This window comes from Streptomyces endocoffeicus (assembly GCF_016741935.1).
Lineage (GTDB): Bacteria > Actinomycetota > Actinomycetes > Streptomycetales > Streptomycetaceae > Streptomyces > Streptomyces endocoffeicus.
Window position 1 is genome coordinate 114,406 of sequence record NZ_JAERRG010000012.1, and the last position, 21,901, is coordinate 136,306.

19 protein-coding genes and 1 pseudogene are annotated in these 21,901 nt (G+C 69.0%); 7 read left to right on the forward strand and 13 right to left on the reverse strand.

Annotated features, from left to right (window positions below; translation table 11 throughout):
- The first annotated feature begins 356 nt into the window (after nucleotides 1–356).
- Nucleotides 357–722, forward strand: coding sequence for a VOC family protein (locus tag JK364_RS27830; RefSeq protein WP_307841397.1), 366 nt, complete (start codon nucleotides 357–359; stop codon nucleotides 720–722).
- Nucleotides 723–1,517: 795 nt separating this feature from the next.
- Here the strand turns inward: JK364_RS27830 and JK364_RS27835 are convergent.
- Nucleotides 1,518–1,847: a hypothetical protein gene (locus tag JK364_RS27835; protein ID WP_201854068.1), complete on the reverse strand. Its 330-nt coding sequence runs from the start codon at nucleotides 1,845–1,847 to the stop codon at nucleotides 1,518–1,520.
- A gap of 257 nt (nucleotides 1,848–2,104) precedes the next feature.
- On the opposite strand from JK364_RS27835, the gene kilB reads away from it, so the two are divergent.
- Nucleotides 2,105–2,569: a plasmid transfer protein KilB gene (gene kilB, locus JK364_RS27840; RefSeq protein ID WP_201854069.1), complete on the forward strand. Its 465-nt coding sequence runs from the start codon at nucleotides 2,105–2,107 to the stop codon at nucleotides 2,567–2,569.
- 259 nt (nucleotides 2,570–2,828) lie between these two features.
- Here kilB and JK364_RS27845 read toward each other — a convergent pair whose 3' ends face one another.
- Nucleotides 2,829–3,089, reverse strand: a complete 261-nt coding sequence (locus JK364_RS27845) for a hypothetical protein (RefSeq protein WP_201854070.1) — start codon at nucleotides 3,087–3,089, stop codon at nucleotides 2,829–2,831.
- Nucleotides 3,086–3,322, reverse strand: a complete 237-nt coding sequence (locus tag JK364_RS27850) for a hypothetical protein (RefSeq protein ID WP_372462001.1) — start codon at nucleotides 3,320–3,322, stop codon at nucleotides 3,086–3,088. Before JK364_RS27850 ends, JK364_RS27845 begins: the two co-directional genes overlap by 4 nt.
- A gap of 492 nt (nucleotides 3,323–3,814) precedes the next feature.
- Here JK364_RS27850 and JK364_RS27855 point away from each other — a divergent pair, with 492 nt between their 5' ends.
- Nucleotides 3,815–5,149 carry an NsdA family TPR-like regulatory protein gene (locus JK364_RS27855; protein WP_201854072.1) on the forward strand — a complete coding sequence of 445 codons (1,335 nt, stop codon included), beginning with the start codon at nucleotides 3,815–3,817 and terminating at the stop codon, nucleotides 5,147–5,149.
- A 19-nt stretch (nucleotides 5,150–5,168) separates the two neighbouring features.
- Here the strand turns inward: JK364_RS27855 and cutA are convergent, their stop codons facing one another.
- Both cutA and JK364_RS27865 read right to left on the reverse strand, forming a co-directional pair.
- Nucleotides 5,169–5,501 (reverse strand): divalent-cation tolerance protein CutA, encoded by a 333-nt coding sequence (cutA, locus tag JK364_RS27860; RefSeq protein ID WP_201854073.1) that lies wholly within the window; start codon nucleotides 5,499–5,501, stop codon nucleotides 5,169–5,171.
- Nucleotides 5,502–5,533: 32 nt separating this feature from the next.
- Nucleotides 5,534–6,664 carry an aminotransferase class I/II-fold pyridoxal phosphate-dependent enzyme gene (locus JK364_RS27865; protein ID WP_230992632.1) on the reverse strand — a complete coding sequence of 377 codons (1,131 nt, stop codon included), beginning with the start codon at nucleotides 6,662–6,664 and terminating at the stop codon, nucleotides 5,534–5,536.
- 225 nt (nucleotides 6,665–6,889) lie between these two features.
- Between JK364_RS27865 and JK364_RS27870 the strand changes: the two are divergent.
- Both JK364_RS27870 and JK364_RS27875 read left to right on the forward strand, forming a co-directional pair.
- A pseudogene (locus JK364_RS27870) lies at nucleotides 6,890–7,324 on the forward strand (aminotransferase class I/II-fold pyridoxal phosphate-dependent enzyme); the annotation flags it as partial.
- Nucleotides 7,325–7,537: 213 nt separating this feature from the next.
- Nucleotides 7,538–8,737, forward strand: coding sequence for a mannosyltransferase family protein (locus tag JK364_RS27875; RefSeq protein ID WP_201854075.1), 1,200 nt, complete (start codon nucleotides 7,538–7,540; stop codon nucleotides 8,735–8,737).
- A gap of 161 nt (nucleotides 8,738–8,898) precedes the next feature.
- Here the strand turns inward: JK364_RS27875 and JK364_RS27880 are convergent, their stop codons facing one another.
- The gene (locus JK364_RS27880; RefSeq protein ID WP_201854076.1) at nucleotides 8,899–9,435 is read right to left on the reverse strand and encodes a type III secretion system chaperone family protein; all 537 of its coding nucleotides are present in this window, start codon (nucleotides 9,433–9,435) and stop codon (nucleotides 8,899–8,901) included.
- Nucleotides 9,436–9,663: 228 nt separating this feature from the next.
- Entirely contained in the window at nucleotides 9,664–12,255 is a 2,592-nt protein-coding gene (gene clpB / locus JK364_RS27885; protein WP_201854077.1) for an ATP-dependent chaperone ClpB, read from the reverse strand.
- A 118-nt stretch (nucleotides 12,256–12,373) separates the two neighbouring features.
- Here clpB and JK364_RS27890 point away from each other — a divergent pair, with 118 nt between their 5' ends.
- Nucleotides 12,374–12,778: a pyridoxamine 5'-phosphate oxidase family protein gene (locus tag JK364_RS27890; protein ID WP_201854078.1), complete on the forward strand. Its 405-nt coding sequence runs from the start codon at nucleotides 12,374–12,376 to the stop codon at nucleotides 12,776–12,778.
- Between the two features lie 33 nt (nucleotides 12,779–12,811).
- On the opposite strand, the gene proP is transcribed toward JK364_RS27890, so the two are convergent.
- The 6 genes from proP to dnaK form a co-directional block, all read right to left on the reverse strand.
- Complete coding sequence (proP, locus tag JK364_RS27895; RefSeq protein ID WP_201854215.1) at nucleotides 12,812–14,362, reverse strand: glycine betaine/L-proline transporter ProP; 1,551 nt, start codon at nucleotides 14,360–14,362, stop codon at nucleotides 12,812–12,814.
- A gap of 129 nt (nucleotides 14,363–14,491) precedes the next feature.
- Nucleotides 14,492–14,863: a cupin domain-containing protein gene (locus JK364_RS27900; protein ID WP_201854079.1), complete on the reverse strand. Its 372-nt coding sequence runs from the start codon at nucleotides 14,861–14,863 to the stop codon at nucleotides 14,492–14,494.
- Nucleotides 14,864–15,049: 186 nt separating this feature from the next.
- Nucleotides 15,050–15,523 carry a heat shock protein transcriptional repressor HspR gene (locus tag JK364_RS27905; RefSeq protein ID WP_201854080.1) on the reverse strand — a complete coding sequence of 158 codons (474 nt, stop codon included), beginning with the start codon at nucleotides 15,521–15,523 and terminating at the stop codon, nucleotides 15,050–15,052.
- A gap of 1 nt (nucleotide 15,524) precedes the next feature.
- Complete coding sequence (gene dnaJ, locus JK364_RS27910) at nucleotides 15,525–16,712, reverse strand: molecular chaperone DnaJ (RefSeq protein WP_201854081.1); 1,188 nt, start codon at nucleotides 16,710–16,712, stop codon at nucleotides 15,525–15,527.
- A 45-nt stretch (nucleotides 16,713–16,757) separates the two neighbouring features.
- A complete protein-coding gene (gene grpE, locus JK364_RS27915; RefSeq protein WP_201854082.1) occupies nucleotides 16,758–17,408 on the reverse strand; it encodes a nucleotide exchange factor GrpE in 651 nt (216 codons plus the stop codon).
- The gene (gene dnaK / locus JK364_RS27920; RefSeq protein ID WP_201854083.1) at nucleotides 17,405–19,276 is read right to left on the reverse strand and encodes a molecular chaperone DnaK; all 1,872 of its coding nucleotides are present in this window, start codon (nucleotides 19,274–19,276) and stop codon (nucleotides 17,405–17,407) included. Before dnaK ends, grpE begins: the two co-directional genes overlap by 4 nt.
- A gap of 311 nt (nucleotides 19,277–19,587) precedes the next feature.
- On the opposite strand from dnaK, the gene JK364_RS27925 reads away from it, so the two are divergent.
- Nucleotides 19,588–21,855, forward strand: coding sequence for a (Fe-S)-binding protein (locus JK364_RS27925; RefSeq protein WP_201854084.1), 2,268 nt, complete (start codon nucleotides 19,588–19,590; stop codon nucleotides 21,853–21,855).
- The last annotated feature ends 46 nt before the right edge of the window (nucleotides 21,856–21,901 follow it).

Sequence of the window (21,901 nt, forward strand, 5' to 3'; positions counted from 1 at the left end):
CGGTCACGGCACGCCAGGCCCCATCAGGGACCTGTAACGAAAGGTAGACCTCTCATCGACCCGACGTCGCTGTTCTCCGCCCTGGAAGGGCAATCTCGCCGTTCCGCCGCAGTATCACCGCCTCCGACGACAAACCCCTTCCAGGCCCCGGACTTCGGTGAAGACGAGACCTTCTGGTCCGAGGACGCACAGGAGCCCGCCCCGGGAACGGGTGCGGCGCGGCCCAAGGCTGCCTAGCGGTGGCTTCGACAGCTACCCGTGAAGCCGAGCCCGTCAGCCGGCCGCTGTGCGCGGCGAGCGTGCCGCGACTGGCCGTCGGCTCATGGGGGTAGTTGCCGTGCATGCATCGGAGCCGTGTGTACGCCGTTTTGATCGACACGCCGGAAGCCGAGGCTGCCCGGGCGACCGCCTTCTGGTCGGCAGCCCTCGGCGTCACCGCTGAGCCGTTTGCGCCGGAGCCGCAGTTCACCACGCTCCATGAGGCTCTGCCGGGGCTGGTCACCGCCGTCCAAGCGGTCGATGACGCGCCTCGTATCCACCTGGACATCGAGACCGACGACGTCGAGGCGGAAACCACGCGCTTGCTCGCCCTGGGTGCCGAGCAGGTTTCGCAGTGGCAGGAGTGCCGGGTGCTGCGAGTTCCTGGTGGCCACTTGGTGTGCGTGCTGCCCGTGGAAAGCGACCCCGAGGCCTTTCAGGCACAGGCCAACGTCTGGGCCTGACGTGGCCCGGTAGGAGGGCGCGGCAAACCCAGCGCCGAAAAAGTCCAGCACCGTAAACCGGCGCCCGCGCCCCACGCCGGGCAAGAGCAGAGTTGATGGCGGCCGATGGTTCGGCGGAGTATGGGCGGCATGGGACGACCGCCCGGCCCCGGCGTGCCCGAGCTGCGCACCGCCGTCACCGACCACCAGCGGCGCTGGTACGGCCTGGGGTTGCCGCTCCAATCCGTTTTTAGATGGCCGGGAATACGAAGGAGGATCCGAGAAGTGCCTCAGCAGTTGGATAGCCGGCCCTGGGTTGCTTCCTGGAAATGCACTCCGAACACGCACTGGAACGGTTCCGCTCAACAGTCGCGGCAGTGACTTTGCCCTCGCTGGTGACATTGAGACTTCGAATCACCGTGTGCAACGCAACCTGACCCGCTCGCCATCGTTGACGGCAGGCTGTCGCCTTCTCATGCCAAGACCTATCCCAGCTCAGTGCGACCCGGCGGTAGCCGCCACCGCTAGCGAAGCCGTCGGACACCCGCAGCCGACCGAGTGGAGCCCGGGCGGGCTTGGTGCTGCAGGTCTACGGTGGCCGACCGGCGAGGCACACCGACGGTAGAGAAAGCCCGTTAAGTCACAGGCATCAGCTCCTGCGGCGTGCCAGATACGTGCCAGGACGGGAAACAAGGGTCAACACGAGGCATCTCCAGGAGGCCCGTGAGGCAACCAGAAGGTTCGTTCTAGCAGGTCAGGCCGTGTTTCGGAGTTGCAGGGCCCCATGATTCCCAAGCACATGTCGTGTTGCCTTGCTCAGGGCGAGGGCGTGAAGCCAGCAGAAAGGTCCAGGTGAATTGGGGAGCCCGGAGCAGTTGGGGTCCAGCCCTCGCGAAGAGCCAGCTGGATGATCTGAGAAACGTCGGATGGCAGTACGGGTTTGGCCTCACGACCAAGCCAGTTGCTCGGATGCGGCTGGTCAGTTGTGACGACGAGCGTTGTCCCGGGAACGTCTGCGTGCTCGACCGCGAACGTGCACGGTGACCAGGCCAGGCCCTGGCAATAGGTCGGCCTGCGTCGCAGCCGCCAGCGGTAGGCCGTGCCGTCGACGATGATGCGCCGTGCGCCCTTGCGGACCAGTGCCATGACTTCCCCCTCGACGCTGAGCATGTTAGGCGAGCGCGAGCCTGCTGTCCGTCTCGGTTTCCGTCTCATTCAGAGGCGTTCACTGCCGTTCAGGCGAGACCGAAGTCGGAAGCCGCTTCCACGCCTGGTCATCCATGAACCCCGGTGAACGGGCACGTTCGCCGCATCCGAGGCCACCAACAGACTTGGAAAGCGTGTGGCTGCGGGAGTTGCTCCCACGACGCACGAAACTCGGCATTGCGTGATCAGCTTGGGCCGTGGAGACCATCACCGCCAGCGCCATAGCCGTACTCGGAACGCTGATGGGTTCGGCGATCACCCTGGCGTTCCAACAGCGCACCACCGACAGGAGCCATCAGTTCACCCGTCGCGAGAAGCTCCGGCAGGAGCGACTCGATGCCTACTCCGTCTATGCCGGCGCGTTGCTCAACTACCGTCGCTGCCTCGTTCACCTCTGGTTCTGTGAGCACGAGCATCCCCCGCCGGAGAGCCCGGACACAGTGCGCATCCGCGCCTACGACTTGCGTTCCAACGCTCAAGAAGCTCTCTTCCGGATGCAGATGCTCACGGACGACGAGACGCTGAGCCAAGCCGCGGAGGACGTGCTTGCAGACATCACGGGACTGGCCAAGGCTGATAGCAGGGCCGAACTCGACGATCTCAGAGTGCGGACCCGTGATGACATCAGCCGACTTGTCAGGGCAGGCAAGAGGCACCTCTGAAACGCTCGCAAATCTGAGCCACCAGGCTGGCCCTGCTGGCACCGTTCAAGCTCAGGTCTCGTCAAGTCCCCTTCTCTGCAAGCTACCTGACAATCAACTACTGGTTGGCGTCGAGCGGGAGCACTACGCCAACCCCGGTACCATCGGCGCCGGGGTTCGTGATCGATCCCGAGCCGGGCCGCCCCAGGAGCTGACCAGGCACAGAGGTGGTCAGGTATCGCTTTTTCGGTTGTCGCGCGTGATTCCGTCGGCGCCGACCTCAGAACTTCTGTCGGCCACCCGGATAGCGGACCGGCTTTCGGCACTCCGGCGCGTCCTCGGGCGCAGGTTCGTCGCCGAGCGCGTAACACAAGGCGGCGTGCAACTGCTCCGCTTCCACCACCGTCAGCACCAGCGATGCCAGGGACGCGCGACCGGGGCGGAGAACTCGAAGCAGCAGCTCCAGCAGACCGCCTTCCCCGGGGCGCAGACCACGCCCCGGTGCGGGACCGACCTGCCAGCCATCTGACGACCGACTCATTCGTCCCCCTCGTTCGTCCGAGTCGGTCCGTCGCTCTCGCACTCATCGGACACCGGCAGACGCCCGCCGCGACTCTCCGCGATCCGGAGCGCGTCTTGTAGCGCCTCGATCAGGCGGTTCGAGAGGTAGCGGAGCTCTCCGGCTCCCGCTTTTCGATCGTGGAGCAGCAGGCGGGCGTGGCCGATGAGTTCCGCGCCCATCCGGAGCTGGACCGCTTCCATCTCGTCGGCCAAGCGCGACTGATACCCCTCACCGTCCGCGTCCGACACCAGGTAGCACGGCTTCCCGGCGGGGCCGGGCCACGGCAGCAATCGCGGTTGCGCACTCACCTGACCACCACCATCCCGTGGGGAGCACACAGCAGTTCCACGCGAGGGACCGACTCCCGATGTGCCTGATGTACGCACGGAAGTCGCAGCGTCGGCGCATCCGCACAGGTCACCGAAGCGCCTGTCTCACCAGCGCCGTGACGACCAGCTCCGGGCGCCAGTAGTCGCAGCAGCCACCGCACGAATCGGGGGATATGGTTTTGCACGTTGACGCTCCTTCGCAGCGTTGACCACGCCCCCGGGCCGCTCGCATCGGTCGCGGGGGTCTCTTGTGTCTGCCAACTGTGGTGCGGAGGAACGGCGGTGGCTTCCCGCCCGTGGCTATACCCATCATGGGTAGGCTGACGGTCACGACTGTGCGACACACTGTCACCAGCAGGCGCAACGGGGCACACTATGACCGCTTACCAACCGCCGACCGCACTACCCCGAGAACTTCTCAGCCACCCGGAGATGCGCGCCGCGATCGTGGCTCACGACTTCGGCGCCGTCTTCTGCCTTGCCCGCGACTTAGCCAAGATCAGCTACTCAAAGATCGCCGCCGAGTGTGACATCAAGCCCGAACGCGTCGGCACCCTCGCCCGTGGCCAGGGCCGCATCACCTCGTTCGAGAAGATCGCGACGATCGCCGACGCCCTACGCATCCCCGGACAGCTCCTCGGCCTCGCACCGCGCGACTGGGAAGCGGCCACCCCGCCCGGTCACGCCCCCACCGCCTCAGCACGCACCTCACCCACAACCCGAGGGGGAAGCGAAACAGTGCTGCGCAGGGAATTCTTCAGAGCCACAGCCGGGGCAGGCTTGGTCCTCGGCCTGCCCGAGCTGACCCAGATCCAGACGGGCCGCCAGATCGGTCGCGACGTACCCGACCAGTTGCGTCAGCGGACGGCACGGCTACGGCGACTCGACGATGTCCTCGGCGGAGGCGACACCTACCGCGTCTACCTCGGCGAGCACCAAGCGACCAAGACGATGCTCCGAGAGGGCAGCTATACCGAGGAGACCGGCCGCGCACTCCTCTCGGTCCTCTCCGAGCAGGCCCAGCAAGCCGGATGGGCCGCATTCGACGCGGGCAAGCACTCCGATGCCACCAGCCTCTACGAGGCCAGCCACCAGGCCGCCACCCAAGCGGGAGACACAGCCCTCGCCGGAAACGCCCTGGCCTTCCTCGCCTACCAAAAGATCAACGCGGACCGCACCGTCGGGATAGAGATAGCCGTGCAATCTTGCGGCACCGCAGGCCCTGACGCCCCGCCCGTCGTGCGCGCGCTACTGTACGGGCGCCTGGCCTGGGCGTACGCCGCAGCCGGAGACGCGGACGAGACCGAACGTGCCCTCGACGCCGCTGAAACGGCGCTCAGCGAGGATGACGGAACCCCACAGCCCGACTGGGCAGCGTGGGACGGAAACGGACTGCAGATCATGGCGAGCCGGTGCTGGACCGAGCTGCGCCGGCCCATCCGTGCCGTTCCCGTACTGGAGGACTTCCTCTCCCGCTACGACGACGCCCACGCCCGCGACAAGAGCCTCTACCTGTCCTGGCTCGCCGACTCCTACCTCACCGCCGGAGAGATCGAGCAGGCCACAGCCATCACCAGCCGCGCCCTCGAGCTCTCCGCCGGAGTGGCGTCCGTCCGCCCACGCCAGCGCCTCGCGCCGATCCTCCACCAGCTCAAGGCCCACAAGGAGCTTCCGGCCGTGGCCGACGTCCTGGAGAAGGCCAGAGGCTAAAGATTCAGGTCCCAAGAGGTCAGTTCCCAGACTCCGGCTCAGTGGTCCGCTCCACCCACCGTAGATAGGCGTCCGAGCCCGCGACGATCGGTACCGCCGACACCTCGGGGTTCTTCCACGGGTGATGCTCCAAGAGGTGCGCTTCGAGCTCGGCGTAACGGTCGGCACGGGTCTTGAACAAGAGCTGCCACTCTTCCCCCGTGCCGAACTCGCCCTGATGCCAGAAGACGGAGACCACCGGCCCCACGATCTGCGCCCCGGCCGCGAGCCGAGCCGTCACCACCGACCCCGCAAGCTTCTCGGCTTCCTCACGGTTCTCCGTCGCCGTCGCCACCTGAAGGAAATCAGTCATACCCGCGAGCGTAGTCCTGTGCCTGAGCACGGTCAGCGCACTGTGATCAGTTGCTCAACAGCCGTACGGATCGACTCCTCCCGCTTGCAGAAGGAGAACCTGACGAGCCACACCGGAGCATCGGCACTCTCGTAGAAGGCCGACGTCGGGATGGCCACCACGCCCGCACGCTCCGGCAGTTCACGGCAGAACGTCACGCCGTCCGCGTATCCCCACGGCCGTACGTCCGCCTGGAGGAAGTACCCGGCATCCGCGCGGTACGGGCGCAGTCCGGCCCGCGTCAGACCCTCGCTCAACAGATTCCGGTTGTGCCGCAGGGTCTCGCGCAGGTCCGCAGCCCACTCCTCTACCGAGCCGAGGGCACGCGCCAGCGCTTCCTGGTACGGCGTCCCCGACGCGTAGGTGAGGAACTGCTTCGCCGCAGCGACCGCGGCGACAAGCAGAGCCGGACCGGAAACCCAACCGATCTTCCAACCCGTGACACTGAACGTCTTGCCCGCCGAGGAGATCGTCAGTGTCCGTTCCCTCATGCCGGGCAACGAGGCGATCGGGAGGTGAGCCACGCCGTTGTACACCAGGTGTTCGTACACCTCATCGGTCACCACGGTCAGCGAGTGTTCCTGGGCGATCTCGGCAATGGCAGCCAGCTCTTCAGCCGTGAACACCTTCCCGGTCGGGTTATGCGGGGTGTTCAGTACCAGCACCCGAGTACGCGCCGTCACGGCAGCGCGCAGCGCGTCTGCGTCGAGCACGAAGCCGTCCCCGTCGCTCACCAGCGGCACAGCCACCAGCCGGGCGCCGGCCAGCCTGGCATCCGCCGCGTATGCGTCGTAGCAGGGGTCGAAGGCCAGAACCTCATCACCGGGGTCGCAGAGCGCCAGCAGAGCCGAGGCCAGCGCTTCCGTGGCGCCCGTGGTGATCAGCACCTCTCCCGCCGGGTTGTAGTCGAGGCCATACCGCCGCAGCTGATGCTCGGCGACGGCCTCACGCAGCGCGGGGAAACCGACAGCGGGCGGGTATTGGTTGTTGCCCGAGAGCACCGCTTCCGCCACGTCCTTCAGCAGTGCGTCGGGGCTTGCCAGCTCCGGCACGCCCTGCCCGAGGTTCACAGCCCCGGTACGGCGCGCCAGCTCGGTCATCTCCGTGAAGATCGACGTGCCCATGTCCCGCACCCGCGCCGCAGGACCCCAGTCCGCCGTACCCACGATGCCGCGCGCGTCAGCCGTCCCGCTCGTCCCCATGCGCCCCTGCTTTCCGTACGTCCGTCCAGGAGGTTCGGCCCTCAGCCTAGGCGCAGACGGTCGAGTACCGGGCCGCTGATGGCCATCGCCAAGCCATCACCCGAGGTCAGAGCACATACGCAAGATGTGTACGAAGAGGGGTTGATCTGGGTGACCGGCGCTCCCGAGCTGGTCACGGCGGTGCGCTCGGCCAAGCAGTACCTCACCTATGTCTCGGCGGGCCCCTTCCAGTACGCGGTCGCCGAGGCGCTGGCTCTCCCCGACGCCTATTTCCACGGCATCCGGGACGATCTGCGCGCCAAGCGCGATCTGCTGGCCGATGGCCTGACCGACGCGGGCTTCCACGTCTTCCGCCCCTCGGGCACCTACTTCATCACCACCGACATCCGCCCCCTCGGCGAGTCCGACGGCTTCGCCTTCTGCCGCTCCCTCCCCGAGCGCTGCGGTGTGGTCGCGGTCCCGAACGCGGTCTTCTACGACCACCAGGACCAGGGCTCCCCCTTCGTCCGCTTCGCCTTCTGCAAGCGCGAAGAGGTCCTTACGGACGCCGTGGCCCGCCTCAAGACCCTCGCCCAGGGCTGATCAAACCCCTCGCCCAGGGCTGATCAAGCCCTTCGCCCAGGGCTGACGCGCAGCCTCCGGTCGCCCCGCTCGCCCGGTTGGACTTCCCGGGTCGCGGGCGTCCGCGGTCTGGCGGATGGTCGGTGTGTCCGCCGAGCCCCCCGGTCCGTCCCCTCCCGGGGGCTCGGCACAGGTCCGTCGTGTGCCCGTCGTGTGCCCGCACCGGAGGTCTCCGTGTCCGCCGACACCGCCGCGTCCACACGGACCCCGGAGCCGCCCCGGCGGCATCCGGAACGGCGGCGGGTACTGGGGCGGGCCGGGGCGTCGCTGCGGCGGGCGTGGCTCGCGCTCGCGGTGTACGCGACGGTGCGGGCCGCCGGGATCGGGTGCGTGGCGCTGGGCGCCCGGCAGGCCGGGGAGCGTCCGCGGACGCAGCTCGGGCACTACTGGGACAGCATCTGGTACGTGGGCATCGCCCAGCACGGCTACGGCACCAGCCGACCCTCCGCCACCCACCCCGGCCTGAGCTTCAGCGACCTCGCGTTCTTCCCGCTCTACCCGGCGCTGATCCGGGCGGTCACCGGCGTCGTCCCCGTGGGCGCGGTGACGGCCGGGCTGCTGATCGCCTGGGTCGCGGCCGGGCTGGCTGCCTGGGGGATCCACGCGGTCGGGGAGCGGCTGTACGGGCGGCGGGTGGCCTTGGCGCTGGTCGCGCTGTGGGGGCTGCTGCCGCATGCGGTCGTCGAGTCCATGGGGTACACCGAGTCGCTGCTGACGGCACTGGCGGCCTGGTCGCTGTACGCGCTGCTGACCGGGCGCTGGGTGTCGGCCGGGGCGCTCGCGCTGTGCGCGGGGGCCACCCGGCCCAACGGGCTCGCGGTCGCGGCGGCGGTGTGCGTCTGCGCGGCCGCCGAGATCCGGCACCACCGCGGGCGCACGTCCTGGCGGGTGTGGGCGGGGGCCGCGCTGTCACCGCTCGGCTGGCTCGGCTACGCCGCGTGGGTGGGGGTGCGGCGCGGCACCTGGCGCGGCTATCTGGACGTCCAGGACGACTGGGGCACGTATCTCGATCTCGGTGCGAGCGGCTTCCGCTCCGCACGCTCCCTGATCATGGGGAGCGGCTCTCTGTCGCACTACGTGGCGCTGATCGTCGTCGGCGGCGCGCTGATCTCCCTGGTCGGGCTCGCGCTGCGGCCACCGCCGCTGCCGCTGGTCGTCTACACCCTCGCCCTGGTGTTCATCGCGCTCGCCGGCGCCAACTACTTCGCGTCCAAGCCGCGCTTCCTGCTGCCCGCCTTCCCGCTGCTGATCCCGGCGGCGCTGGCGATGGCAAGAGCCCGGCCGCGCACCGCCGTCCTGGTGGGCGGCGCGCTGGCCGGGCTCTCCTGTCTCTACGGGACGTATCTGCTGACCATGGCCACCAGCCCGGTCTGACCGATACGGCCGACGGCCTCACCGACTGGGATACGGCGCTAGCCGACCGGGGTACGGCGGCCTCGATCGCTGTACGGCTCCTCCGACCGGGGTACGGCCGGGATATGGCCGCAGTACTGCCGAGAAACGGCCAGGGTACGGCCGCCGTACGGCCGGCCCGCTCAGGCCTCGTCGTCGCCCGGCTTGTCGTCGCCGTCGGACTCGATGTCGGCCTCCAGGCCGAGCTGTTCGACCAGCCAGCGGTCGAACTCGATCGAAGCCCGCACCCAGCTGACCGTGCTGGACACGAAGTGCTCCAGGCTGACGCCGGTGCCGATCAGCATCTGCGCCTCACCGATCAACCGGACCGTGCCGTCGTCATTGGTGTGGCTGTAGACCTTCGGCCACAGCGTGCGGCGGTTCCAGTCGTCGATCGCCTCGAGCAGCCGCGGCTTCTCATCGATGACGTGCGGCCGGTCGTAGAACGTGCGGACGGAGAAGACCTGCTGCTCCTCCTCCCCGCGGAACATGAAGTAGGTACGGAACTGCTCCCACGGCGCGGCGAGGTCCCCCTCCTCGTCGACGACGTACTTCAGCTCCATCTGCTCCAGCAGCTGCTTGACCAGGTCCTGGTCTGGCAGCACGGGGCCGCTCGGACCCGTCGGTTCGGGCTCGGGCTGACCCCCGAAATTCGGAATCGAGGACGGGTCGATGCTCACCGTGGATTTCCCTTCGTATGGAATACCGCCATCCTCCCTCACACCCGCCCCCGCCGTGCAACCCCGGCCGTACATTGCCCGATCCGGCCGAAACGACGGCCGGGAGGACGGCCGAAACGACGGCCGGGAGGACGGCCGAAACGACGGCCGGGAGGACGGGCGGGAGGACGGGCGGGAGGACGGTCGGGAGGACCAGCGGGACCGGGGGTGCCGAGCGGCCCCGGCCCCCTATTGCGCGGGGCCCACCAACAGGTCGTCGCCGACCCGGTCCACCCGGACCTTGTCGCCGTCCCGGACCTCCCCGGAGAGGATCTCCTTGGCCAGCCGGTCGCCGATCGCGGTCTGGATCAGCCGGCGCAGCGGGCGCGCCCCGTACGCCGGGTCGTTGCCCTCCTCGGCGAGCCACTCCAGCGCGGCCGGGGTGACGTCGAGGGTCAGCCTGCGGTCGGCGAGGCGGCGGGCCAGCCGGGCGATCTGGAGCTGGGCGATCCGGGCCAGCTCCGGGCCGCTGAGCGCGGAGAAGACCACGAGGTCGTCCAGGCGGTTGAGGAACTCGGGCTTGAAGGAGGTGCGCACGGTCTCCAGCACGCTCTGCTTCTTCTCCTCCTCGCCGAGCAGCGGATCCATCAGGTACTGGCTGCCCAGGTTGGAGGTGAGGATGAGGATGGTGTTGCGGAAGTCCACCGTCCGGCCCTGGCCGTCGGTGAGCCGCCCGTCGTCCAGGACCTGCAGCAGGATGTCGAAGACCTCGGGGTGGGCCTTCTCCACCTCGTCCAGCAGCACCACGCTGTACGGGCGGCGGCGCACCGCCTCGGTGAGCTGGCCGCCCTCCTCGTAGCCGACGTAGCCGGGCGGGGCGCCGACCAGCCGGGCCACGCTGTGCTTCTCGCCGTACTCGCTCATGTCGACGCGGACCATGGCCCGCTCGTCGTCGAAGAGGAAGTCGGCGAGCGCCTTGGCCAGCTCGGTCTTGCCGACGCCGGTGGGGCCGAGGAAGAGGAACGAGCCGGTGGGCCGGTCCGGGTCGGCGATGCCCGCCCGGGTCCTGCGCACGGCGTCCGAGACGGCCCGTACGGCCTCGGTCTGGCCGATCAGCCGCTTGCCCAGCTCGTCCTCCATGCGCAGCAGCTTCTGGGTCTCGCCCTCCAGCAGCCGGCCCGCGGGGATGCCGGTCCAGGAGGCGACCACATCGGCCACGTCGTCCGGGCCGACCTCCTCCTTGACCATCGTCGGGCGGTCCCCCTGGACCTCGGCCTCGGCCTCCGACGCCTCGGCCAGCTCCCGCTCGACGGCCGGGATCTCCCCGTACAGCAGCTTGGAGGCGGTGTCGAAGTCGCCGTCGCGCTGGGCGCGCTCGGCCTGGCCGCGCAGCTCGTCCAGCTTCTCCTTGAGCTCACCGACGCGGTTGAGGCCCTGCTTCTCCTTCTCCCAGCGGGCGGTGAGGCCGCGCAGCTCCTCCTCCTTGTCGGCGAGGTCGCGGCGCAGCTTCTCCAGCCGCTGCTTGCTGGCCACGTCGGTCTCCCGGGCGAGGGCCATCTCCTCCATCCGCATCCGGTCCACCGACCGCTGGAGCTCATCGATCTCCACGGGCGAGGAGTCGATCTCCATCCGGAGCCGGGAGGCCGCCTCGTCCACCAGGTCGATGGCCTTGTCGGGCAGGAAGCGGGAGGTGATGTACCGGTCGGAGAGGGCGGCGGCGGCCACCAGCGCGCCGTCGGCGATCTGCACCTTGTGGTGGGCCTCGTAGCGGCCCTTGAGCCCGCGCAGGATGGCGACGGTGTCCTCGACGGTCGGCTCGGCCACCAGCACCTGCTGGAAGCGGCGCTCGAGCGCGGCGTCCTTCTCGATCCGCTCGCGGTACTCGTCGAGGGTGGTGGCGCCGACCATGCGCAGCTCACCGCGGGCCAGCATCGGCTTGAGCATGTTGCCCGCGTCCATGGCGGAGTCGCCGCCGGCGCCCGCGCCGACCACGGTGTGGAGCTCGTCGATGAAGGTGATGATCTGGCCGTCGCTGGACTTGATCTCGGCCAGGACGGTCTTCAGCCGCTCCTCGAACTCACCGCGGTACTTCGCGCCCGCGACCATCGCGCCGAGGTCGAGGGCGACCAGGCGCTTGTCGCGCAGGCTCTCGGGCACATCGCCCTTGACGATCCGCTGGGCGAGCCCCTCGACCACGGCCGTCTTGCCGACGCCCGGGTCGCCGATCAGCACCGGGTTGTTCTTGGTGCGCCGGGAGAGCACCTGCACCACCCGGCGGATCTCCTGGTCCCGGCCGATGACCGGGTCCAGCTTGCCCTCGCGCGCGGCGGCGGTGAAGTCCGTGCCGAACTTCTCCAGGGCCTTGTACGTGCCCTCCGGATCGGGCGTCGTCACCCGCTGTCCACCCCTGACCTTCTCGAACGCGGCGAGCAGCTTCTTGGCGCCCGCCCCCTGCTGGTCGAGCAGCTCCCCGGCCTGGCCGCCCTTGGCGGCGATGCCGATGAGGAGGTGCTCGGTGGAGACGTAGTCGTCCCCGAGTTCCCTGGCCCGCTGGGTGGCGTCCGCGATGACGGCCAGCAGGTCGCGGCTGGCCTGCGGCGGGGCCACGGTGGAGCCCTGGACGCTGGGCAGGGCGGCGAGCAGCCGCTCGGCGCCGTCGCGCACCAGGGCCGCGTCGGCCTCGACGCCGGCCAGCAGATCCATCACGTTCTCGTTGTCCTGGCCCTGCAGCAGGGCGAGGAGAAGGTGCGCGGGCGTCATGTCCGCATGCCCGGAGGACACCGCCCGGTCATTGGCGGCGCTGATCGCCGCCCGGCTCTTGTTGGTCAGCTCGGCATCCACGTCCCTGTGCTCCTCCTCGCTCCGATCTTCCCATCCCTGCCCTACCCAACCTCCGTAAAGTTGAGTCTATTCCACTCAACCTCGCGAACGCCACTCCTCTGGCCTTAGGTTCTGCACCATGTCCGTCGATCCCCGCAACCCCGATCCCGAGTACCTCGCCTTCTGGCGCGAACGCCATGTGTGCACCCTGACCACCCCACGCCCGGACGGCACCCCGCATGTGGTCCCGGTCGGCGTCACCTACGACCCCGAGGCCGGGCTCGCCCGCGTCATCGCGAACCGTCACAGCCGTAAGGTCGCCCATGTCCGGGCGGCGGGCGAGGGCGGTGCGCGGGTCGCGGTCTGCCAGCTGGCGGGCAGGCGGTGGGCCACGCTGGAGGGGCTCGCGGTGGTACGGGAGGAGCCCGAGACGATCGCGGACGCCGAGCGCCGCTACGCCGAGCGCTACCAGCGCACCCCCCGCCCCAACCCGGACCGCGTCGTCATCGAGATCGCCCTCACCAGGGCCATGGGAAGGGCCTGAGGCGGCCCGTCACTCCTCCTGCCCTGAGGCCCGTCACTCCCCTTTCTCCTCCTGGTGACCGGCCTCCCGATGGCCCGCCCCCGCCCAGGGATGGCGCAGCCGGATCCAGACGTCGCGGGCGCGCCGCCCGGCCTCGGTACGGCTCTCGGCCACCGCCGTACGCGCCTCCTCCTCGGTCTCCACCATGGGCCCCGAACCACGCAGCGGCTTCCCCGCCGTCTCGTGCAGGAACACCGTGGAGATCAGCCCGATCACGCCCGCCACCATCAGGTAGAAGGCGGGCACCAGCGTGTTGTGCGTGGTGGCCACCAGCCACGAGGCCAGCAGCGGCGTGGTCCCGCCGAACAGCGACACGGAGAGGTTGTACGAGATCGACAGCGCGCCGTAGCGCAGCCGGGTCGGGAACAGCGCCGGGAGCGTCGCGGCGCTCGTCCCCGCGAAGGTGACCAGCATCGCGCCCAGGATCAGACAGCCGATCACGGGCATCAGTACGCCGCCCGCCCGGATCAGCAGCACCGCCGGAATGGCCAGCACGATCATGCCCACGCTGCCGAACAGGAACAGCGGCCGCCGCCCCCAGCGGTCGGACGTGCGCCCGACCACCGTGATCGCCAGCACCACGAACAGCATGGTGCCCAGCACCAGCACCTGGGCCGTGGTGGCGTTCTTGCCGAGCGTGGAGGTCATGAACGTCGGCAGGTACGACGTCACCATGTAGTTGGTGACGTTGTACATCAGCACCAGCCCCATGCAGATCAGCACCGCCTGCCAGTGCCTGGTGAAGATCTCCTTCAGCCGCCCCCGCCCCGACTGCCGCGCCTCCTCGATCGGCAGGGTGTCACCGCGTGCCTGCGCCGCCTCGGCCTCCTCGGCCGCCCGCTCGGCCATCTGCTGGAACGCCGGGGTCTCCTCCAGCCGCAGCCGCATATACAGACCGATCAGCCCCAGCGGCCCCGCCACCAGGAACGGCACCCGCCAGCCCCAGTCCACCATCCCGTTCTCACCGATGCCGGCGGTGAGAACGGTGACCAGGCCGGAGCCCAGCGAATAGCCGATGAAGGTGCCGAAGTCGAGCCAGCTGCCGAGGAAGCCACGGCGCTGATCGGGCGCGTACTCGGCGATGTACGTGGTCGCCCCCGCGTACTCACCGCCGGTCGAGAAGCCCTGCACCACCCGGCAGGCCAGGAGCAACAGCGGGGCGGCGAAGCCGATCTGGGAGTAGCCGGGCAGCAGGCCCACCGCGAAGGTGCCCGTCGCCATCATGATCATGGTGGTGGACAGCACCCGCCGCCGCCCGATCCGGTCGCCCAGCGGCCCGAACACCAGCCCGCCCAACGGCCGCACCAGAAACGCCACGGCGAAGGTGGCGAACGTGGAGACCACCTGGGTGGCGGGGTCGTCGGCGGGGAAGAAGACATGGCCGAGGGTGACGGCGACATACGCGTAGACGCCGAAGTCGAACCACTCCATGGTGTTGCCGATGGCCGTCGCCGCGACGGCGCGGCGCATTCCCGGCTTGTCGACGACGGTGACGTCCTCGATCGCCAGCGGCTCCTTGCGGCGCCGCAGCAGCGTGCGGATCAGCTGGTCGGTACGGGCGCTGCCGTGCGGCCATCCTCCGCGGCGGGGGCCACGCGGTGGTCTCGGACCGGTAGTCATCTCGTCCCCTGCCGCCGGCTGAACCACTACCAGACGCCGCTCCCGCCCCCGGGCTCAGGCCCCGGCATCGCTGGACTTCGCGTAGGTCTCCGCCATCTGCCCGCCGACGTCGTACATCACCACCTGTTCGTCACCGACCACCCACGCTTCGTGGCCGGGCGGCACCACATACACATCGCCGGGCCCCACCTCGCCCTCGGCCCCGTCGTCCATGCGCACCCGCATCCGGCCCCGCACGATGATCCCGCTGTGCTGGACCTGGCAGCTGTCCGTCCCCACGATCGGCCGCACCGACTCTTTCCAGCGCCAGCCGGGTTCGAAGGTGACCACGGCGAGATGCAACCCGCTCAGGTTCAGCGCCTCCAGATGACCACCGGGAAAGTCCCGCCGCTCATCCGGCTTGTCCATCGTCTTGATCTCCAACATTGGCGGTACCTCCTCCCACACCTCCATGGTGCGCCCGGCGGCCCCCTTAGGCGCGCCCGGCCAAGGACCTCGGTGCCGTACGGGACACGGGTCTCGGCTATGAACGCGAGTGGCCCGACGACCGGGATCGGTCATCGGGCCACTCGTTCGGATGAGTTTGGAAACGGAAGACGGAAGAACTGCCCGCTACTCCGGGCGCTTGGGGCGCCAGACCACCAGCGCGCTGCTCTGCTGGACGTCCTGGTAGCGGACCAGGTCGCGGCGGTAGGAGGCGTGGACCTGGGCCTCGCGCTGCTGCATCGCCGTCGCGGCGCCCTCGACCGCGGACTGGAGCTCGGCGACCCGGGCCTGGAGGGCCGCGACCTGGTGCTCCAGTTCGATGATGCGCTTGATCCCGGCGAGGTTGATGCCCTCGTCCTGGGACAGCTGCTGGACCTGGCGGAGCAGCTGGATGTCGCGCGCGGAGTACCGCCGGCCGCGGCCGGCGGTACGGTCGGGCGAGACCAGGCCGAGGCGGTCGTACTGACGCAGGGTCTGCGGGTGCAGCCCGGAGAGCTGGGCGGCCACCGAGATGACGTAGACCGGCGAATCCTCGGTCAGCTCATAGGGGTTGCGGGGTCGGCCAGCGGCCCTGCCTCCGATTCCTCCTCGGCCGTCCATCTCATGCTCCCTTCGCGGCCTTGAACAGCTCCGCCCGTGGGTCCTCTCCCACGGTCGCCTCGCGATACGACTCCAGCGCGTCACGCGCCGGGTCGCTCAGGTCCTTCGGCACCGTGACCTCGACGGTGACCAGCAGGTCTCCGCGGGTGCCGTCCTTGCGCACCGCGCCCTTGCCCCGGGCGCGCATGGTCCGCCCGTTGGGCGTGCCGGGCGGCAGCTTCAGGGTGACCGGCGGGCCGCCCAGGGTGGGGACCTTGATCTCGCCGCCGAGCGCCGCCTCGGGAAGGGTGACGGGCACGGTGACGGTCAGGTTGTCGTCCTTGCGGCCGAAGACCGGGTGCGGGTCCACATGCACGACCACGTACAGATCGCCGGCCGGGCCGCCGGTCTCGCCCGGGGCGCCCTTGCCGCGCAGCCGGATCCGCTGGCCGTCGCTGACTCCCGCGGGGATCCGGACCTGCATGGTGCGGGCGGAACGGGCCCGTCCGCTGCCCTTGCAGGTCTCGCACGGATTCTGCGCGATCAGCCCACGGCCGCGGCACTCCACGCACGGGTCGGTGAGCGAGAAGCCGCCCCCGCCGCCCCGGCTGACCTGGCCGGTGCCGACACAGGTCGGGCAGACACGCGGGGTGCCGTCCCGGTCGCCGGTGCCCGAGCACGCCTTGCACGGGGCCTGGCTGGACATCCGCAGCGGGACCGTGGCCCCCTCGACGGCCTCGGTGAAGCTGAGCGTCACCTCGGACTCGATGTCCTGACCCCGGCGCGGCTGGGCGCGGGTGGCGCCGCCGCGGCCGAACAGCCCGCCGAAGACATCCCCGAGCCCGCCGCCGAAGCCACCGGCGCCGCCACCACCACCGCCGCCGCCCTGCGCGCCGCCGAAGAGGTCGCCCAGGTCGAAGTTGAAGCTGCCGGTGCCGCCGGGGCCGCCCGGCCCGGGGCGGAAGCCCCCGTTGCCGAACAGCGCGCGGGCCTCGTCGTACTCCTTGCGCCGCTTGGGGTCCCCGAGGATGTCATTGGCCTCGGAGATCTCCTTGAACCGGTCCTCCGCCTTGGCGTCGCCCTTGTTGGCATCCGGGTGGTACTCGCGGGCGAGCTTCCGGTACGCCTTCTTGATCTCAGCCTCGGTGGCGTCCTTGGGGACGCCGAGAACCTTGTAGTAGTCCTTCTCCACGAAGTCCTTGGTGCTCATCCCCGACGTCCCTCCTCTCCTGCTGCTCTCGCGGTCACCGTCACGTCAGCCCTCTTCCGGGCCACCGCTCTCCTCGTCCGGCGCCGCGCTCTCGCCTTCGCCCTTGCCGGCGCCCGGCTGGGGCTCGGCGACGGCGACCCGCGCCGGACGGATCGTGCGCTCGCCGATTCGATACCCCGGCTGCAGAATCTGCACGCACGTGGTCTCGGCGACATCCGGCGCGTACGAGTGCATCAGGGCCTCGTGGATCAGCGGGTCGAAGGGCTCGCCCTCCTTGCCGAACTGCTGGAGGCCCAGCTTCGCCGAAACCGCCTCCACCGATTCACCGACGGACTTGAAGCCGCCGACGAGCTCGCCGTGGTCACGGGCGCGGCCGATGTCGTCGAGCACGGGCAGCAGCTCGGACAGGAGGCTCGCCACGGCGATCTCCTTGACCGTCACCCGGTCCCGCTCGACCCGGCGCCGATAGTTCTGGTACTCCGCCTGGAGCCGCTGGAGGTCGGCCGTCCGCTCGTTGAGCGCGGTACGGACCTGGTCCAGCTGTGCCTGAAGGGCTACCTGCTCGAGGTCCCCGGCCGGGGCTGCCGGGCCCGCCTTGTCGGCGGACCCGGCGCCCTTCGCCGCGTCGTCAGGGGTCTTCGCGGCCTCGGAGGGGACATCGGGCTGCTCCTCGAAGCCCGGGGTCTCCTCCGTCACGCGGCACCACCCTGGCCCTTGTCGGCCTTGTCGTCGTCGACGATCTCGGCGTCCACCACATCGTCATCGGCCTTGGCCTGGCCCGCGGCGCCGGCGTCACCGGCGGCGGCACCGGCCGCGCCCGCGGCGCCCGCCTCAGTGTTGGCGTACATGGCCTGGCCCAGCTTCTGGCTGACCGCGGCGACCTTCTCGGTCGCGGTGCGGATCTCGGCGGTGTCCTCGCCCTTGAGCTTCTCCTTCAGCTCGGTGAGGGCCTCCTCGACCTCGGTCTTGACCTCGCCCGGGACCTTGTCCTCGTTGTCCTTGAGGAACTTGTCCGTCTGGTAGACCAGCTGCTCGGCCTGGTTGCGGGTCTCGGCGGCCTCGCGGCGCTTGTGGTCCTCCTCCGCGTACTGCTCGGCCTCGCGCATCATGCGGTCGATGTCGTCCTTCGGCAGCGCGGAGCCGCCGGTGACGGTCATCTTCTGCTCCTTGCCGGTGCCGAGGTCCTTCGCGCCGACGTGCATGATGCCGTTGGCGTCGATGTCGAAGGTGACCTCGATCTGCGGCACGCCGCGCGGGGCCGGGGGCAGGCCGGTCAGCTCGAACATGCCGAGCTTCTTGTTGTACGCCGCGATCTCGCGCTCGCCCTGGTAGACCTGGATCTGCACGGACGGCTGGTTGTCCTCGGCCGTGGTGAAGATCTCCGAGCGCTTGGTCGGAATGGTCGTGTTGCGCTCGATCAGCTTGGTCATGATGCCGCCCTTGGTCTCGATACCGAGGGACAGCGGGGTGACGTCCAGCAGCAGGACGTCCTTGACCTCACCCTTGAGGACACCGGCCTGGAGGGAGGCGCCGATGGCGACGACCTCGTCCGGGTTGACGCCCTTGTTGGCCTCCTTGCCGCCGGTCAGCTCCTTGACGAGCTCGGCGACGGCGGGCATACGGGTCGAGCCACCGACCAGGACCACGTGGTCGATCTCGGACAGCGAGATGCCCGCGTCCTTGATGACGTTGTGGAACGGGGTCTTGCAGCGCTCCAGCAGGTCGGAGGTGAGCTGCTGGAACTGGGCGCGGGTGAGCTTCTCGTCCAGGTGCAGCGGGCCCTCGGCGGACGCCGTGATGTAGGGCAGGTTGATGGACGTCTCGGTCGAGCTGGACAGCTCGATCTTCGCCTTCTCAGCGGCCTCGCGGAGGCGCTGGAGCGCCATCTTGTCCTTGGAGAGGTCGACGCCGTGGCCGCTGTTGAACTGCTTGACCAGGTAGTCGACGACGCGCTGGTCCCAGTCGTCACCACCGAGGTGGTTGTCACCGTTGGTGGCCTTGACCTCCACCACGCCGTCGCCGATCTCCAGCAGCGAGACGTCGAAGGTGCCGCCACCGAGGTCGAAGACCAGAATGGTCTGGTCGTCCTTCTCCAGCCCGTAGGCGAGCGCGGCGGCAGTAGGCTCGTTGACGATACGCAGGACGTTGAGGCCCGCGATCTCACCGGCTTCCTTGGTGGCCTGGCGCTCGGCGTCGTTGAAGTACGCCGGGACGGTGATGACCGCGTCCGCGACCTTCTCGCCGAGGTACGACTCCGCATCCCGCTTGAGCTTCTGCAGGATGAAGGCGCTCATCTGCTGCGGGTTGAAGTCCTTGCCGTCGAGGTTGACCTTCCAGTCGGTGCCCATGTGGCGCTTGACCGACCGGATGGTGCGGTCCACGTTGGTGACCGCCTGGCGCTTGGCGACCTCGCCGACGAGCACCTCGCCGTTCTTCGCGAACGCCACAACGGACGGCGTGGTCCTGGCGCCCTCGGCGTTGGTGATGACGGTGGGCTCACCGCCTTCGAGAACACTGACGACGGAGTTCGTCGTACCCAGGTCGATGCCGACCGCACGTGCCATTTCGGGATCCTCCAGCTACAGCATTGAGTGGAACAGGCTCAAGCGTGCATCACCCGATCTGCCGCTGTCAACAGACCTGAGTCGACGGCGCTCAAGTTTTATACGAGGCTTATGCCCAAGCGGGCGCGGAGGAGAGGGAGGAGGGGCCAAGTGAGGGAGCGAAGGGGCCAAGTGAGCGACACAGATCACCGGCTGGTCGACTACATGGACGCCCGCCCGGGCGGGTAATCTCGGTCAAGCCACATTAAGTTACTGCTTAGTAATCAAGTACTGCTTAGTAATCCAGCTCTCGCAGGTTCGAGGAGCCCCTTATGCAACTCGCCGCGATCATCGTGTCGCTGGTCCTCACCGCGGTCGGCGTTGCCCTGCTCGGCCGGGCCGTCGCACAGTTCGTGCGCTTCTTCAAGCTCGGCGCCCCGGTCCCGGCGGGGGCCAGGACCGACAATCCCTGGCAGCGCAGCGTGACCCTGGTCCGCGAGTTCCTCGCGCACACCCGCATGAACAAGTGGGGCGTCATCGGCGTCGCCCACTGGTTCGTGGCGATCGGCTTCCTGACCCTGCCACCGACCATCATCAACGCCTACGGCCAGCTCTTCCAGGCGGACTGGACGCTGCCGATCCTCGGCGGCTTCCTCCCCTACGAGCTGTACATCGAGTTCATCGGCACGATGACCACGCTGGGCATCCTGACGCTGATGGCGATCCGGCTGCTGAACCTGCCCAGCCGGGCCGGCCGCAAGTCCCGGTTCGCGGGCTCCACCGCCTGGCAGGCGTACTTCGTCGAGTACGTCATCCTCATCATCGGCCTCGCGATCATGGCGCTGCGCGGCACCGAGGGCGCGCTGCACCACGTGGACTCCTACGAGCCCGCGTACTTCGCCTCGTATCCGCTGGTCCAGCTCTTCGACGGGCTCAGCGTGGACACGGTGCAGAACCTGACCTACCTCTTCGCGATGATCAAGCTGGGCACGACCATGATCTGGATGATCACGGTCAGCACCAACCTCGACATGAGCATCGCCTGGCACCGCTTCCTCGCCTTCCCCAACATCTGGTTCAAGCGGGAGTCCAGCGGCGAGGTCGCGCTCGGCGCGCTGCAGCCGATGGTGAGCGAGGGCAAGCCGATCGACTTCGAGGACCCGGGCGAGGACGACCAGTTCGGCGTCTCGCAGATCGAGCACTTCTCCTGGAAGGGCATCCTCGACTTCTCCACCTGCACCGAATGCGGCCGCTGCCAGTCGCAGTGCCCCGCCTGGAACACCGGCAAGCCGCTCTCGCCCAAGCTGCTGATCATGTCGCTGCGCGACCATTCGCATGCCAAGGCGCCGTATCTGCTCGCCGGTGGCGGCAAGACGGCGGAGGGCGAGGAGAAGGCGAGCCAGGAGCAGCTCGCCGGGGTGCCCGCGGCCGCGCTGGCGGAGGCCGAGCGCCCGCTGATCGGCACGCTCGAGGAGAATGGCGTCATCGACCCGGATGTGCTGTGGTCCTGCACCACCTGCGGCGCGTGCGTCGAGCAGTGCCCGGTGGACATCGAGCACGTTGACCACATCGTGGACATGCGCCGCTACCAGGTGATGATCGAGTCCTCGTTCCCGTCCGAGGCGGGCACGATGCTCAAGAACCTGGAGAAGAAGGGCAACCCCTGGGGGCTGGCCAAGAAGCAGCGGCTGGCATGGACCAAGGAAGTCGACTTCGAGGTGCCGGTCGTCGGCAAGGACATCGAGGACCTCACCGAGGTCGACTACCTGTACTGGGTCGGCTGCGCGGGCGCCCTGGAGGACCGGGCCAAGAAGACCACCAAGGCCTTCGCGGAGCTGCTGCACATCGCGGGCGTCAAGTTCGCGATCATGGGCGGCGACGAGGCGTGCACCGGTGACTCCGCCCGCCGCCTGGGCAATGAGTTCCTCTTCCAGCAGCTCGGCCAGCAGAACGTCGAGATGCTGAACATGGCCTTCGGCGAGGACGATGAGGACGAGTCGTCCAAGAAGCCCAAGTCTGCGAAGAAGATCGTCGCGACCTGCCCGCACTGCTTCAACACGATCGCCAATGAATACCCGCAGCTGGGCGGCGACTTCGAGGTCATCCACCACACCCAGCTGCTGCAGCACCTCATCGACGAGGGCAAGCTGATCCCGGTCACCCCGGTCGAGGGTCTGATCACCTACCACGACCCCTGCTACCTGGGCCGCCACAACAAGGTCTACACCCCGCCGCGCGAGATCATCGCCAAGGTGCCGGGGCTGCGGAACGAGGAGATGCACCGCCACAAGGAGCGCGGCTTCTGCTGTGGCGCGGGTGGCGCCCGGATGTGGATGGAGGAGCGGATCGGCAAGCGCATCAACAACGAACGCGTGGACGAGGCACTGTCCCTCAACCCGGACATCGTCTCCACCGCCTGCCCGTTCTGCCTGGTGATGCTGACCGACTCCGTCAACGGCAAGAAGAATGATGGCGTGGTGAAGGAAGAGCTGCAGGTCGTGGATGTGGCCCAGCTGCTCCTGGACTCGGTGAGGACCCCGGCCGCGCCGGAGGACGGCGGCAAGAACGCGGAGGAGCCGGAGCCGGCCCCGGCGAAGTAGCGCCGTAGACGTCGCGACGATGCGTGAAGCCCGCCCACGGAGTCCG